This is a genomic window from Streptomyces sp. NPDC034043, from assembly GCF_055575675.1.
Genome location: NZ_JBVISF010000014.1, coordinates 129,000 through 144,012, shown reverse-complemented (window position 1 = coordinate 144,012; position 15,013 = coordinate 129,000). Strand labels below are relative to the sequence as shown.

Below are 15,013 nucleotides of genomic sequence, written 5' to 3'. Positions count from 1 at the left end.
TGTCGGACCGGGGACCTACTATGCCTCTTGACGGAGGGTCAGCAGCGCCGGTTGGGCTGGCTGTCCCTCCGGACCGGGGTTTCCAGGGCTGTTGGGGTGGATGAGGGGAATCCGGTGCCGGGCGGCTACGCCCCACGGCACGGACTCCCGGGCTCCGCCCCCGAGTTGGGGAGGTGTGCGAGTGACGCCCACCGCGACGGCGCCGCGGGCGGCCGCGGCCGCACCCGCACACGGGGTCACGCCGCAGCCGCGGTCGGGCCCGGGCCGCTTCGGTCCGTTCCGACTGCAACAGCTCGTACTCCTCCAGCTTTCGGCCGCCGCGCTGCTCGTGGCCCGGGCGGCCGAACCGCTGCTGGTGCCCGCCGGCGTCCTGGCCGTGGTCCTGGCCCTGCTCGCCCTCGTACGCCGCCGGCGGCGCTCCCTGCCCGAATGGATCGGCGACGCCCTCGCGCTGCGCGCCAGACGGCGCAGGGCCGCCTCCTTCACCGTGCCCCCGGGCACCGAGCCGGGGCTGGCGCCGCTCGTCGAGGCCGATCCGGCACTGCGGACCACGGCCTTCGGGGACCGCGGCCGACGCCCGGTCGGGCTGGTCGGCGACGGGACCTTCCTGACGGCCGTGGTCCAGGTGGACACGGACGCCACCGCGCTGCGGCCCGACCGCACGGAGCGGCCGCTGCCGCTGTCGCTGGTCCGGGACGTCCTGGAGGTGGACGGCATCCGGCTGGAGTCGGCGCAGCTGGTCCAGCACACCCAGCCCGCCCCGGCCCCGCACCTGCCGCCCCGGTCGATGGCGACGCTCAACTACGCGCCCCTGCAAGCCCGTACGGGCACCCCGGCGGTGCGGCTGACGTGGATCGCGCTCAAGCTCGACCCCGAGCTGTGCCCGGAGGCCGTCGCCGCGCGCGGCGGTGGGCTCGCGGGCGCGCAGCGCTGCGTGGTGCGGGCGGCCGACCAGCTGGCCGGCCGGCTGACCGGGGCCGGCTTCCGGGCCACCGTGCTGACGGAGCAGGAGCTGACGGGCGCGCTGGCGACCTCCTCGTGCGCGAACCCGATGGCGATCACCCAGGCGGGGCGTTCGGCGAGCACCGGCCGGCGCACGGAGGAGACCCCGCGGACCTGGCGCTGCGACGACCGGCGCCACACCACCTACTGGATGGACCGCTGGCCGCAGCTGGGCGGCGCCGGGGCCGGGCTCCCCCAGTTCGTGGCGCTGCTCACCTCGCTGCCGGCCCTGGCGACCAACTTCAGCCTGACGGTGGCCCCGGCCGGGCGGCGGGGCGTGACGCTCACCGGGCACGTACGGGTCACCGGACGCAGCGACGAGGAACTGGTCGCGGCCCGGCGGGAACTGGAGCGGACCGCGCGGGGCGTGCGGACCGGGCTGGTACGGCTCGACCGGGAACAGGTGCCGGGGCTGCTGGCCTCGCTGCCGCTGGGAGGAGCGCGATGAGCGGCACGGTACGCGGCGGGGTGCGGGGTGGTTTCGGGCTGATCGGCCCCCGCCGGGAGCGGCACGTGGTCCCCTCGGCGGACCTGGACGCGCTGGCGCTGCCCGTCGCGGACGACGGGGTCGTCATCGGCGTGGACGCCGGGGGACGGCCGGCGGTGCTCGGCGTGAACCGGCCCACGCCGTACGAGGTCACGCTGATCGGCGGGCTGTGGACCGCCCAGGTACTGGCCCTGCGCACGGCCGCGACCGGGGCCCGGGTCGCGGTGGAGACCGGGCGGGCGCCCGTGTGGTCCGCGCTGGCCCGGGCGGCCGGCGGCGGACAGCCGTGCGTGACCCTGCACGACGTGGGCCGGGTCCCGCCGCAGGGCGCCTCGGCGGGGAGCCCGGTGCTGGTGGTCCGGGACTGCGGGATGCGGCCGCCGAGGGGACGGGTGGCGGCGGGGCCCTGGCAGTCGGTGCTGACGCTGCTGCCGTACCTGAGTCCGGCCGCGCCCCGGCTGCTGCGGAACGCGTCACTGGCCGGGGTGCAGCGGGTGTCGCCGGAGGAGGCGGCGCGGATCGGGGTGCTGATGCGGCTGCCGGGGACGGTGGTGGAGTCGCTGCCCACCCTGGGGGACGGGGTGACGCTGTGGTGTACGCCGCGGGACCGGAAGTTCGTGATGACGCAGGGCACGGAAGCGGAGACCGGGCTGCTCGGTGCGGCGCGGCGCATCGACTGACGCGGTGCGCGATGACGGTTGCCCCGGGCCTGAGCGGCCTGTAGGCAGGAGTACGGGGGCGCGACCTCGGGGGCTTTCGGGCGCGGGGCGCGATTAGGCTGGGCGCGGGCGCGGCGTCGAGGTGGGCGCCGACCGGTGTTCGACAGACCAGGAGGACCAGTGAGCGGCGATCGGAACGAGAGGCGCGGCGGGACGTGGGACGTCCCGACGGACGATCAGTCCGACGCGGAGCCCGAAATGACGGGCGAGTTCACCATCGACTACACCCCGCCGGCCTGGTACACCCAGGGCGCTCCCGCGCCGGTGGCGGGACTGCCCGGGCTGCCCGAGGGCAGTGGTTTCGAACCCCACCGCCCGGCGGACGTGGTCTCGGCGCCGACGATGCGGATCGCGCCGGCGTCACAGCGCCCGGCCGACGCCGGCGCGCCGTCGGCGCCCTCGGCGTCATCGGTGCCGTCCGCGTCGGCCGCGTCGGCCGACCCGATGGCCGCCTTCCCGGCACAGGCCGGGGACCCGTCGGGGGCGCCCGCGTTCCCGGCGCAGGGGACCCCGGAGCAGGGTCCCGCTTTCCCCGCGCAGGGGGCCGGGGCCCCGGGCCCGCATGCCGAGGCGGCGGGGCGTCCCGACGCGGCTGCGGCTCCGTACACCACCCCGGCCGGGGCCCCGGCGGCGGGCACGGCCGGGCCGGCCGGCGCGCCGGATCCGGCGGCGCTCGCCGCCGCGGGCGAAGCGGGACCCGCGGAGCCGTCCGCCGCCCGGCAGGACGCGGGCGCCGCCGAGGCGCCCCGGGGACCGGCGCCGCTGCCCCCGCTGCCCGCGGACACCCCGGCGGGCTTCCCCGCCGCGCCCGCGCAGGCGGAGCCCCCGGCGCCGTTCGCGGTGCCCACCGTGGCCCCCATCGCCGTGCCGGCCCCCTTCGCCGAGGAGGATCCCCCGGCCGGGGACGCGGCGGCGCCCGCGCTGCCCGAAGCCCCGGCGGGGCCGGCCGCACCGGTCGCCGCGTCCGGACCGGCCGTGCCGGACGGGGCCGCGGCCCGGGCGGAGGCGGCGCCCGCCGCCGCGCCCGCTCCGGTGGACGCCGTACCGCCGGGGTTCGCGGCCGCCGCCGGGGAAGCGGCGCCCGCGCCCGTGCGGATGCCCACCCCGGCCGAGGGAACTCCGGTCCCCGGGCCCGCGGATACTCCGTTCGGGGGACCCCGCACCGAACTGCCGCCGCTGCCGCCCGCGTTCGCCTCCTCGGGCGCGCCCCAGGGCTACGGCTTCCCGCCCTCCGCCCCGGAACAGCAGCCCCCGGCGCAGCCCGAGGCGCCCCAGGGCTACGGTTTCCCGCCCGTCTCCCCCGAAGCCCAGCCGCAGCCGCAGGCACCGGCGCCGCAGCCCCCGCAGGGGTACGGCTTCCCGCAGCAGCCCCAGCCGCCGCAGGCGCGGCCCGAGGCGCCCCAGGGCTACGGCTTCCCGCCCTCCGCCCCCGAAGCCCAGCCGCAGCCGCAGCCGCAGCCGCAGGCACCGGCACCGCAGCCCCCGCAGGGCTACGGCTTCCCGCCCCTCCCGCCGCAGCAGCAGGCCCCGCAGGGGTACGGCCTCCCGCAGCAGCCACAGGCGCAGCAGCCCCAGCCGCCGCAGGCGCAGTGGCAGCAGGGTCCGTACCAGCAGCAGCCCCACCCCGGCCAGGGCCCCGGCGCTCCGCTCGGTTACACCGCCGCCGTGGAGCTCTCCTCCGACCGCCTGCTCCGGGCCAAGCAGAAGCCCAAGCCCGCCCGCTCCGGCTTCCGCTTCGGCGGCAAGGCGGCCGAGGCCGACCGCCAGCGCAAGCTGGAGCTCATCCGGACCCCGGTGATGTCCTGCTACCGCATCGCCGTCATCAGCCTCAAGGGCGGCGTCGGCAAGACCACGACGACCACCGCCCTCGGCGCCACCCTCGCGACCGAGCGCCAGGACAAGATCCTCGCCATCGACGCGAACCCGGACGCCGGCACCCTCGGCCGCCGCGTCCGCCGCGAGACCGGCGCGACCATCCGCGACCTGGTCCAGGCGATCCCGTACCTCAACTCGTACATGGACATCCGGCGGTTCACCTCGCAGGCCCCCTCGGGCCTGGAGATCATCGCCAACGACGTGGACCCGGCGGTCTCGACGACCTTCAACGACGAGGACTACCGCCGCGTCATAGACACACTGGGCCGCCAGTACCCGATCATCCTGACCGACTCCGGCACCGGACTGCTCTACTCCGCCATGCGCGGCGTCCTGGACCTGGCCGATCAGCTGATCATCATCTCCACGCCGTCCGTGGACGGCGCGAGCAGCGCGAGCACGACGCTCGACTGGCTCTCGGCCCACGGGTACGCCGATCTCGTCTCGCGTTCGATCACCGTCATCTCCGGGGTCCGCGAGACCGCCAAGATGATCAAGGTCGAGGACATCGTCCAGCACTTCGAGACCCGCTGCCGCGGCGTCGTCGTGGTGCCGTTCGACGAGCACCTCGCGGCCGGCGCCGAGGTGGACCTCGACCTGATGCGGCCCAAGACGCGGGAGGCGTACTTCAACCTGTCCGCCCTGGTCGCGGAGGACTTCGTACGCGCCCAGCAGCAGGCCGCGCAGGCCCACTGGGGCGCGCCCCAGGGCCATCAGCCGGTGCCGCACCCCCAGCAGCAGCCGCCTCAGGCACAGCCGCAGGGCCCGTACCAGCAGCCCCCCGGTCAGCAGCCGCAGGGCCAGCCGCCGTACGGGCAGCAGCCGTACCCGCAGCCCGGCCAGCCCTGGCAGCAGCCCCCGGCCGGGCAGCAGCCGCCGGCCGCCCAGCCGCAGCAGTACCCCGGGCAGCCCCCGCGCGACCCGCGCCTCGGCTAGCGGACCCGGACACGCGGAAGGGCCCCTGCCGTCCCGAGGACGGCAGGGGCCCTTCGCCGTGGGTCAGAAGCGCTGTCAGCGCCGCGCGGCGTCGAAGGCGTCCGTCAGGACCCGCGCCCGCTTCACGTCGTCCGCGATGGCCTCCAGCAGCCCGTCGAGCGACTCGAACTTCGCCATCCCCCGCACGTACGACAGGAAGTCGACGGACACCTGCTTGCCGTACAGGTCCAGCCCGACACGGTCGATCGCGTACGCCTCCACGGTCCGCTCGGTGGCGTCGAACTGCACGTTCGTACCGACCGAGATCGCCGCGGGCATCCGCTCGCCGTCTGCCGTCAGCCAGCCCGCGTACACCCCGTCCGCCGGGATCGCGGTGTGCGGCTGCGTATCCACGTTGGCCGTCGGGTAGCCGAGCTCGCGCCCGCGCTGCGCGCCGCGCACCACGATGCCCTCGACCCGGTGCGGGCGGCCCAGGATCTCGGCGGCGCCCTCCATGTCCCCCTCGGCGACGAGCCTGCGGGCCAGGGTGGAGGAGAACGGCACGCCGCCGCCCGCCTCGCCGCGCTCGACCAGGTCCACGACCTCGACCTCGTAGTCGTAGGTGGAGCCCAGCTCGCTCAGGAAGTCGACGTTCCCGGCGGCCCGGTGGCCGAAGCGGAAGTTCGGGCCCTCGATCACGGCGCGCGCGTGCAGCTTGTCGACCAGCACCTTCACGATGAAGTCGGCCGGGGACAGCTGCGAGAACTCCGCCGTGAACGGCAGGATCAGCAGCGCGTCGACACCGAGACCGGCCATCAGTTCGGCCCGCCGGTCGTACGGGGCCAGGATCGGCGGGTGGCTGCCGGGGCGCACGACCTCGCTCGGGTGCGGGCTGAAGGTGACGACGACCGCCGGGAGGCCCAGCTCGTGGGCCTTCGCCACGGCGCGTCCGATGATCAGCTGGTGTCCCCGGTGCACACCGTCGTAGGAGCCGATGGTGACGACGCTGCGTCCCCAGTCCTGGGGGATGTCCTCCAAGCCACGCCAGCGCTGCACTGTGACCGCTCCTCGCCCGAACCCGTGTAGTCCCTGTACCGATTGCCGATTGCAGGTCTAAGACTGCCATGCCGTCGGCCGGTGCCCCGCATCGGCTCTGGCCGGAATCCCTCCCCGCCTCACGTAATGTCCGGCGCGGCCCTACGAAGAGTCTCCACGGTACGCCGGGCGCCCGGCCCGAGCAGCGCCGCCGCCTCCGTCGCGGCCTCGGTGAGCCAGCGGGACACCAGTGCCCCGAACACCGGATCGGCCCGGGCCAGCTCCACCGTGCGGTGCTCGAAGACCGCCGGCCCGCCCGGTGCCCGCAGCAGCTGCCGGCCGGTGCGCCGCAGCAGCTCGCGGGTACGGACCTCCGGGCGCCGGTCGCTCCCGGCGGCGAGCCCCGCCAGGAAGGCGCCGAGCACCTGCGGATCGGTCTCCTCGCGCAGCAGTACGTCGGCCAGCTCGGACCGCAGCGGGTACGAGGACCGCGCCCCGGGCGCGGCCAGTACGCCGGCCAGCGCGGCCCGCACCGGCCGCGGGCCGCCCCGCAGCAGGCCGAGGACCAGGGGCCGCAGCACCGGGCCCGCCGCCAGGCCCTGGTCCAGACGCCGGTCCACGAAGGCGGCGGCGTGCGGAGCGTCCTCGGGGCGCCGGGCGAGGTGGTCCCGTACGAGGTCGCCCGCGCGGCGGGCCAGGCCCGGGGTGGTGAGCGCGGCCAGGGCACGGATCACCTCCCCGTCGGCCCGGTCCCGCAGCGCGGCGAACACCGCGTCCTGGTCGGGCAGTACGGGCAGTGCCGCGACCAGTGCCGAAGCCGGCAGCCGGGACCCGCCCGCGGGGTCGCGGAAGCAGGCGAGGGCGTCGGGCAGGCAGCGGGCCCGCGCCTGCGGGTCGCGGAGCAGGATCGCGAGGGCGCTGCCGTGGAGTCCGGTGTCGCCGGGGCGGTCGAGGAGCGTCCCGGCGGCGTGGCGCAGCAGCTCCCGGTCGGCGGGGGTGCGGACGTGCGGGGCGGTGGCGGCTCCGTACGCGGCGGCGGCCACCCGCCGTTCGGGCCGCTCGTCCCGCGCCCAGCGGGCGACGGCCCGGCACAGGGCGGACGGCTCGTCCTCCGCGAGGACGGCGAGGAGTTCGTCGGCCCGCGGATGCGCGGCGCCGACCAGGGCCTCGGTGAGGTCGTCCACCGCGAGGCGGCGGTGGGTGTGCAGCAGGGCCTGCGCCGCGGTGGCGACGGTGGCGCCGGGCCGGCCGCGCAGCCGGCGCTCGTCGGTGAACCAGGCGCAGACCAGGGGCAGGACGAGCCGCGGGGCGCGGGTGAGGCGGCGGGCGGCGGCCCCGAGGTAGTGGTGGTCGGAGGGCAGCAGGCGGCGCAGCAGGTCGAGGCGGTCGGACTCGGGCAGCCTGAGCCTGTTCCAGAACCAGCCGCCGAACTCGCCGGAGCCGGCCCGGGCCACGTGCTCGGCGAGGGCGTGCAGGACGGGCAGGTGCGCGGTGGCGTCGGCGGCGCCGAGCAGGGTGCCGCGCAGCAGCCGGGAGGCCCACCAGACCCGGTCGGGGTGGACGGGGTCCGGGCACCCGGCGGCGCGTTGTTCGGCGAAGGTGTTCAGGGCGCCCACCAGGGCGGCCAGCCTGCCGCGCGCCTCGTCGGGCGGCAGCCTGCGCAGGGCTTCCAGCACGGGGCCGATGCGGTGCCTGGGTACGGGCGGCCCCGCCGCGGCCGGGCCGTGGTGCACGAGGTGGTCCAGGGCGCCCGGGACGTCGAGGTGCGCGGACTGGAGCCAGTCGGACAGCTCCTCGTGGGCGAAGCGGTAGCCGGGGCCCGCCGGGACCAGCAGCCCCTCGGCGAGGACGGCGGAGGCCCAGCCGGTGCGCCAGGGGAACAGTTCCTCGAAGGCGGCCCGGTCCAGCTGGCCCTGCCCGGGGCCGAGGCACCGGCGGGCGGCCTCGTGCACCCGCCCCGCCACCCGGGCGGCCAGCCGCCGCACCCCGGGGCCGTGCACCCCGGGCCCGCGCCCCGCGCCGGCCGCCGCCGCCGCGATCCGGACGGCGACGCGCAGGGCCACCAGGTCCAGGTGCGCCGAGAAGACCTCGTCGCGGCCAGGGCGGCCCGCCGTGACCTCGGCGGCGCGGATCCCCGCGAGCAGGCACAGGGTGAGCGGATGCCCGGCGTCGGCCTCCCGCACCGCGTCGTCCGGGATCCCCAGCCGGGCGCGGGCCGTGCGCGCCTCCTCGGGGGTCAGGTCGCCGACGGGCAGCGCGGGGGGCAGCCGCCGGGCGGCGCGGGCCGGAGTGTGCAGCAGCTCCGGCGGGTAGAGGCCGCCGGCCCGCTCCCAGTACTCGGGCCGGGCCGCGACCACCAGCCGGGCCCCGGTGCGGCGCAGCCAGTCGGCGGTGGCCGCGGTCCACGGCTCCAGGCGGTGGGCAAGCCCGGGCGGCATTTCCTCGGGGGTGTCCAGCACCACCAGCAGGGCCCGTCCTGCGGCGGCCGCGAGCCGGGCAACGCGCTCGGCGGTGCCACCGGGGGGCGCGTCCGCCGGCGGGTCGAAGCCGGCCGGGGTCCCGGGAAAGGCGAAGCCGCCGGGCGCGAAGCCGGACGGCGCGCTGCCGGACGGCGCGCTGCCGGAGGGCGCGAAGCCGGAGGGCGCGAAGCCGGAGGGGCCGGACGGCGCGGGCGCCGGCCCGGACGGTCGCGGTCCGGCGTCCGCGGCGGAGACGATGCGGCCGGCCGCCGCCAGCGCCCGGGCCGCGGCGTCGGCCAGCGAGCCGTCGCCGTCGCGCAGGTCGGCTCCGCGCAGCCACAGCGTCGGCGCGGGGCGGGGGCCGCGGGCCCGGTCGGCGGCCAGGGCGGCGAGGGCGGTGGTGCGGCCGGTGCCGGGCATCCCGACCAGGCCGAGCACGGGGGCCTGCCCGGCGGTGAAGGCGGCCAGTGCGGCGGCGATCCGGGGGCGCGGCACGGGGTCCGGCGTGGGCTCTGCGGCGCCTGCCGGGGGGTACGCGGTGCCGAGGGTGGTGGCGGTCAGCTCCAGGGCGCCGGCCAGGTTGAGGTCGTCGCCGTAGCCCGGCACGGTGGCGGAGTTGCGCTCCAGCAGCGCCGCCAGGGGGCTCCCGGGGGCGGCCGCGGCGGCCGCGCGCAGGGCGACGGCGAAGCTTCCGGAGCGGTGCTCCGCTCCCAGAGCGGTGCCGAGTACCGCGAGCACCGCTCCGGTCGCCGCGTCGAGGACCGGTCCCCCGCGGACCTCGCCGCCGAGCCGCAGGGCGTCCCGGCCGGCCGTTCCGATGGCCAGCTCGACGGTGGCGGGCAGCGGGCGGGAGCCGTCCGCCGAGGTGCAGGTGACCTCCGCGCCGGCCGCGAGGACCCGCGCCTGGCGCCAGCCCCGCGCGGGGAGGCGTACGTACGTCCCCGGAGTGATCGCCTCGCGCATCGCCACGGGCAGCGGCCGCACGCCGAGTCCGTCGCTGCGTACGAGGGCCAGCCCGAGCTCCGGCAGGGCGGTCACGTCATCGGCCCCGGCCACCCAGGTCCGCTCCCCGGCGCCGGACGCGCGCAGCACCACCCGTGCCAGTCCGTCGACGGCCTCGTGGCTGGTGATCACCGTGCCGCGGTCGTCGGCCACGAAGCCGGTGCCGCGCGGCCGTCCGGCCGGGTCCCGGACCGTCACGAGTCCCGCGGCGCCCGCGAAGGCGCCGGAGCGGGCACCCCTCGTACCGCCTGTGACCTCGTCCCTCATCGCCGCACCACTCCCCCGCCGCGGGACCCGTGTGCACGACGGTAGGCAAGTGAAGATCAGCGCCGGAAGGACGCAGGAGGAAAGCGCCCCCGTACGCTCCCCGCCTTCACTCCGAGCGCCTGCTCGAAGGGGTGAATCCGGGGCCGCGGGTGGATAGGAACCTACCCGAGGGGGGTCGTGGAGCGGTGAGCACGGTCCGTGCGCGCTCACCGCTCCACGTCAGGCCCACCGCTCCACGCCGGGAGCGCGGGTGAGCGCGGGTGTCAGACGAAGACCGCGAGGGACTTCGCCTTGCCGCCCTTGCTCTCCACGAGCCCGAGCAGCTTGCCCTCCGGCCCGTAGACGGCGACGGTCCGGCCGTCCTGGTACGCGTCCGGCATCTCGATCCGCACGCCGTTGGCGAGCAGCGAGGCCCGCCGGGCGTCCAGGTCCCAGCGCGCGAACGCGGCGGCGGCCGCCTCGCCGATCGGCATGACGGTCAGCTCCTCCTGGAGCTGGTCCAGCGTGCGCGCCCGGTCGATCTTGTACGGGCCCACCCGCGTGCGCCGCAGCGCCGTGAGGTGGCCGCCCACGCCCAGGTCGGCACCCAGGTCGCGGGCGAGGGCGCGGATGTACGTACCGCTGGAGCAGACGACGGAGACGACGAGGTCGACGACCTTGGTGCCGTCCTCGGCCTCGCCCTCGCGCATGTCGTACACCTGGAACGACGAGATGGTGACCGGCCGGGCCGGGATCTCGAAGTCCTCGCCGTCACGGGCGCGCTTGTAGGAGCGCACGCCCTTGATCTTGATGGCGCTGACCTTGGACGGGACCTGCATGATGTCGCCGGTCAGCTTGACGATGCCGGCGTCCACGGCCTCGCGGGTCACCCCGGAGGCGTCGGCGGACGAGATGATCTCGCCCTCGGCGTCGTCCGTGAGGGTGTTCTGCCCGAGCCGGATGGTGCCGAGGTACTCCTTCTCGGTCAGCGCGAGGTGGCCGAGGAGCTTGGTGGCCTTCTCGACGCCGAGGACGAGGACGCCCGTCGCCATCGGGTCGAGGGTGCCGGCGTGGCCGACGCGTCGGGTCTTGGCGATCCCGCGCATCTTGGCGACCACGTCGTGCGAAGTGAAGCCGGACGGCTTGTCGACGATGACAAGGCCGTCCGGAGTCTTCCCTGCGTTGGTGCTCATTCCGCGGCTGCGTCCTCGTCGTCCTCGTCGCCCGGCTTCTTGTACGGGTCGGCGTCGCCGGCGTACTTCGCGCCGGAGGACACCTCGCGCACCTGGGCGTCGGAGGCCCGTGCCTTGTCGAGGAGGTCCTCGATGGTCTTGGCGTTCTCCGGGAGGGCGTCCGCGACGAAGGTCAGGGTGGGCGTGAACTTGGTTCCCGCCGCCCGGCCGACCGCGGAGCGCAGTACGCCCTTGGCGCTCTCCAGGCCCGCTGCCGCGCTGGCCCTGTCCTCGTCGTCGCCGTAGACCGTGTAGAAGACCGTGGCCTCCCGCAGATCGCCGGTGACCCGGGTGTCCGTGATGGTCACGTGCGTACCGAGGCGGGGGTCCTTGACTCCGCGCTGCAGCTTCTCGGCCACCACCTCCCGGATGAGGTCCGCCAGCTTCTTCGCCCGCGCATTGTCGGCCACTGGTCCGTCTCCTTCTTTGTTGCAGACAAGCAATCAGTCTTCATCACCGTGGTACCGCCGTCTCACCGACAGCAGCTCCACTTCCGGACGCGCCGCGACCAGCCGCTCACAGCGGTCGAGCACGTCCGATACGAATGCCGCGTCCCCGCTCACCAGGGCGACCCCCAGACGGGCCCTGCGGTGCAGGTCCTGGTCTCCCACCTCGGCCGCGCTCACCGCGAACTTGCGCTGGAGCTCGGCGACGATGGGCCGGACGACGGAGCGTTTCTCCTTCAGCGAGTGGACGTCGCCGAGGAGCAGATCGAAGGACAGAGTCCCCACGTACATGCAGTTCCGGATATCCCGCCGGTGCGGGTTCGGTGGCCTGCCGGCCGACGCTCGGCAGGGTCACCAGAACCGTACACGCAACGGCCGGGGCCGATCGACGGATATTCCGCCGACCGGCCCCGGGGTTACGACACGGTGCGATGTGCCTCGCGCTTACGCGCGGGGCTTCTCGCGCATCTCGTACGTCGCGATGACGTCGTCGATCTTGATGTCGTTGAAGGAACCGAGGTTGATACCGCCCTCGAAGCCTTCGCGGATCTCGGTGACGTCGTCCTTGAAGCGGCGCAGACCGGAGATGGTGAGGTTCTCGGCGATGACCTTGCCATCGCGCAGGAGCCGCGCCTTGGTGTTGCGCTTGACCTCGCCCGAGCGGACCAGGACACCGGCGATGTTGCCCAGCTTGGACGAGCGGAAGATCTCGCGGATCTCCGCCGTACCGAGCTCGACCTCTTCGTACTCCGGCTTGAGCAGACCCTTGAGGGCCGCCTCGATCTCCTCGATGGCCTGGTAGATCACCGAGTAGTACCGGACGTCGACGCCCTCGCGGTCCGCCATCTGCGCGGCACGGCCGGCCGCACGGACGTTGTAACCGATGACGATGGCGTCGGAGCCCATCGCCAGCGAGATGTCGGACTCGGTGACCGCACCCACACCGCGGTGCAGGACCCGGATGTCGACCTCTTCACCGACGTCGAGCTGGAGCAGCGAGGACTCGAGAGCCTCGACCGCACCGGACGCGTCGCCCTTGATGATGAGGTTGAGTTCCTGGACCAGACCGGCCTTGAGCACGGAGTCGAGGTCCTCGAGGGACACGCGACGGACGCGCTTGGCGAAGTTGGCGTTGCGCTCGCGCGCCGCCCGCTTCTCGGCGATCTGGCGGGCCGTGCGGTCCTCGTCGACGACGAGGAAGTTGTCGCCGGCGCCGGGGACGTTGGTGAGACCCAGGACCAGGACGGGGGTCGACGGACCCGCTTCCTCGACGTTGTTGCCCTTGTCGTCGAGCATGGCGCGCACTCGGCCGTAGGCGTCGCCCACGACCATCGTGTCGCCGACGCGGAGGGTACCGCGCTGGACGAGGACGGTGGCGACGGCACCGCGGCCGCGGTCGAGGTGGGACTCGATCGCAATACCCTGAGCGTCCTGCTCGGGGTTGGCGCGCAGGTCGAGGGAGGCGTCGGCGGTGAGGACGACGGCCTCGAGCAGGGAGTCGATGTGCAGACCCTGCTTGGCGGAGATGTCGACGAACATCGTGTCGCCGCCGTACTCCTCGGCGACCAGACCGAACTCGGTGAGCTGACCGCGCACCTTGGTCGGGTCGGCACCCTCGACGTCGATCTTGTTGACCGCGACGACGATCGGGACGCCGGCGGCCTTGGCGTGGTTGAGCGCCTCGATCGTCTGCGGCATGACGCCGTCGTTGGCCGCGACCACGAGGATCGCGATGTCGGTCGACTTGGCACCACGGGCACGCATGGCGGTGAACGCCTCGTGACCGGGGGTGTCGATGAAGGTGATGCGGCGCTCTTCGTCGTTGACCTCGGTGGAGACCTGGTACGCACCGATGTGCTGCGTGATGCCACCGGCCTCGCCCGCGACGACGTTCGTCTTGCGGATGGCGTCGAGCAGTCGGGTCTTACCGTGGTCGACGTGACCCATGACGGTGACGACCGGCGGACGCGGGAGCAGGAACTCCTCGCCGCCCTCGTCCTCGCCGAACTCGATGTCGAAGCCCTCGAGGAGCTCGCGGTCCTCCTCCTCCGGGCTGACGATCTGAACGGTGTAGTTCATCTCGCCCGCGAGGAGCTGCAGGGTCTCGTCGGAGACGGACTGCGTGGCGGTGACCATCTCGCCGAGGTTCATCATCACGGCGACGAGCGACGCCGGGTTGGCGTTGATCTTCTCCGCGAAGTCGGTGAGGGAGGCACCGCGCGACAGGCGCACGGTCTCGCCGCCACCGCGCGGCAGCATCACGCCGCCGACCGACGGGGCCTGCATGGCCTCGTACTCCTGGCGACGCTGGCGCTTGGACTTGCGGCCGCGACGGGCCGGACCGCCGGGACGGCCGAAGGCGCCCTGCGTGCCACCACGGGCACCGGGACCACCGGGACGGCCACCGAAGCCGGGACGACCGCCGCCACCGGCACCGGCCGGGCCGCCGCCGAAGCCGCCGCCACCCGGACGCGGGCCGCCGAAGCCGCCGCCCGCCGGGCGGGAGCCCGGACCGGCCGGACGGCCGGCGAAGCCGCCGCCGGGACGACCGGCGCCACCACCGGGACGCGGGCCACCGGCACCGGGACCACGGCCACCGGGGCCGCCGCCGGGACGGGGACCGGGACCACCGGCAGCGGGACGCTGCGGCATCATGCCCGGGTTCGGACGGTTACCACCGGGAGCACCACCCGGACGCGGAGCGCCGCCCTGGGGACGGGGCATGCCGCCCGGGGTGGGACGGGCGCCGCCGGGACCCTGCGGGCGCGGGGCGCCGCCGGGGCCGGCCTGCGGACGCGGGGCACCCTGGCCGCCGGTGCCGGGGGCACCGGGACGGGGAGCGCCGGCCGGACGGGGCGCCTGCGGGCGCGCCATGCCGGTCGAACCGCCGGAGGTGAAGGGGTTGTTGCCCGGACGGGGACCGGCCGGACGGGCACCGCCGGGACGCGGGGCCTGGGAACCGCCGGCCGGGCGCTGGCCCTGGCCGCCGGGGGTGGAGCCGGCCGGACGCGGGGCGCCGGGACGGGCACCCTGACCCGGGGCGGCCGGGCGCTGCTGCGCCGGACGCGGGCCGGGGGCCGCGGCGGGACGCGCCGGGGCGGCGGGAGCCGCCGGGGGCGCGGAGAACTCGGTCGCCACGGGAGCCGCCGGAGCGGGCTTCGGGGCGGGAGCCTTGGGACCGGGACGCGGGCCGGGGGCGGCCGGAGTCACCGGGGTGGCCGCGGGGGCCTCGGCGGCGGCGGGCTTGGGGGCCACCGGTGCGCCGGGCTTGGGGGCGGCGGGACGTGCCGCGGCGGCCGGGGAGGGCGCCGCGGGCTTGGCGGGCGCGGCCTTGCGGGGCGCGCCGGGCTTCGCAGCGGACTTGCCGGCGTTGCCGCCGGGCCCCTGCAGTGCGTCAGTCAACTTGCGTACAACCGGCGCCTCGATCGTCGAGGACGCCGAACGGACGAATTCACCGAGTTCTTGGAGCTTGGCCATGACGACCTTGCTCTCGACTCCGAACTCCTTGGCGAGTTCGTATACCCGGACCTTAGCCACTTCGCTCCTTTTAGGTCCGGGTTACGCCGGACCGTCGCTACTTCATGGGCGTACTCAT

The 15,013-nt window shown here is 75.7% G+C and carries 9 protein-coding genes; 3 read left to right on the top strand and 6 right to left on the bottom strand.

Going from position 1 to position 15,013, the window contains the following annotated elements; genetic code table 11:
- The first annotated feature begins 181 nt into the window (after positions 1-181).
- The 3 genes from eccE to ACZ51S_RS28400 all read left to right on the top strand — a co-directional run bounded on the left by eccE (position 182) and on the right by ACZ51S_RS28400 (position 5,019).
- A complete protein-coding gene (gene eccE, locus ACZ51S_RS28410; RefSeq protein ID WP_468962365.1) occupies positions 182-1,450 on the top strand; it encodes a type VII secretion protein EccE in 1,269 nt (422 codons plus the stop codon).
- Complete coding sequence (locus ACZ51S_RS28405) at positions 1,447-2,169, top strand: hypothetical protein (protein ID WP_468962364.1); 723 nt, start codon at positions 1,447-1,449, stop codon at positions 2,167-2,169. The genes eccE and ACZ51S_RS28405 overlap by 4 nt, the downstream gene beginning before the upstream one ends.
- A gap of 159 nt (positions 2,170-2,328) precedes the next feature.
- Positions 2,329-5,019, top strand: a complete 2,691-nt coding sequence (locus tag ACZ51S_RS28400; protein WP_468962362.1) for an SCO5717 family growth-regulating ATPase — start codon at positions 2,329-2,331, stop codon at positions 5,017-5,019.
- A gap of 75 nt (positions 5,020-5,094) precedes the next feature.
- On the opposite strand, the gene ACZ51S_RS28395 is transcribed toward ACZ51S_RS28400, so the two are convergent.
- The 6 genes from ACZ51S_RS28395 to infB all read right to left on the bottom strand — a co-directional run bounded on the left by ACZ51S_RS28395 (position 5,095) and on the right by infB (position 14,955).
- Positions 5,095-6,054 carry a bifunctional riboflavin kinase/FAD synthetase gene (locus tag ACZ51S_RS28395; RefSeq protein ID WP_468477870.1) on the bottom strand — a complete coding sequence of 320 codons (960 nt, stop codon included), beginning with the start codon at positions 6,052-6,054 and terminating at the stop codon, positions 5,095-5,097.
- A 119-nt stretch (positions 6,055-6,173) separates the two neighbouring features.
- Positions 6,174-9,761 carry a serine protease gene (locus ACZ51S_RS28390; RefSeq protein WP_468962360.1) on the bottom strand — a complete coding sequence of 1,196 codons (3,588 nt, stop codon included), beginning with the start codon at positions 9,759-9,761 and terminating at the stop codon, positions 6,174-6,176.
- A gap of 263 nt (positions 9,762-10,024) precedes the next feature.
- Positions 10,025-10,933: a tRNA pseudouridine(55) synthase TruB gene (truB, locus tag ACZ51S_RS28385; protein ID WP_468803738.1), complete on the bottom strand. Its 909-nt coding sequence runs from the start codon at positions 10,931-10,933 to the stop codon at positions 10,025-10,027.
- A complete protein-coding gene (rbfA, locus tag ACZ51S_RS28380; RefSeq protein WP_362394283.1) occupies positions 10,930-11,382 on the bottom strand; it encodes a 30S ribosome-binding factor RbfA in 453 nt (150 codons plus the stop codon). Before rbfA ends, truB begins: the two co-directional genes overlap by 4 nt.
- A gap of 33 nt (positions 11,383-11,415) precedes the next feature.
- A complete protein-coding gene (locus ACZ51S_RS28375) occupies positions 11,416-11,709 on the bottom strand; it encodes a DUF503 domain-containing protein (RefSeq protein ID WP_388941856.1) in 294 nt (97 codons plus the stop codon).
- A gap of 153 nt (positions 11,710-11,862) precedes the next feature.
- A complete protein-coding gene (gene infB, locus ACZ51S_RS28370; protein WP_388941859.1) occupies positions 11,863-14,955 on the bottom strand; it encodes a translation initiation factor IF-2 in 3,093 nt (1,030 codons plus the stop codon).
- Positions 14,956-15,013: the final 58 nt, after the last annotated feature.

Excerpts from the sequence above, each read along its gene's own strand:
- ACZ51S_RS28405 (WP_468962364.1), top strand. The coding sequence starts at position 1,447 with ATGAGCGGCACGGTACGCGGCGGGGTGCGGGGTGGTTTCGGGCTGATC.
- ACZ51S_RS28390 (WP_468962360.1), bottom strand. The coding sequence starts at position 9,761 with ATGAGGGACGAGGTCACAGGCGGTACGAGGGGTGCCCGCTCCGGCGCC.
- truB (WP_468803738.1), bottom strand. The coding sequence starts at position 10,933 with ATGAGCACCAACGCAGGGAAGACTCCGGACGGCCTTGTCATCGTCGAC.
- ACZ51S_RS28375 (WP_388941856.1), bottom strand. The coding sequence starts at position 11,709 with ATGTACGTGGGGACTCTGTCCTTCGATCTGCTCCTCGGCGACGTCCAC.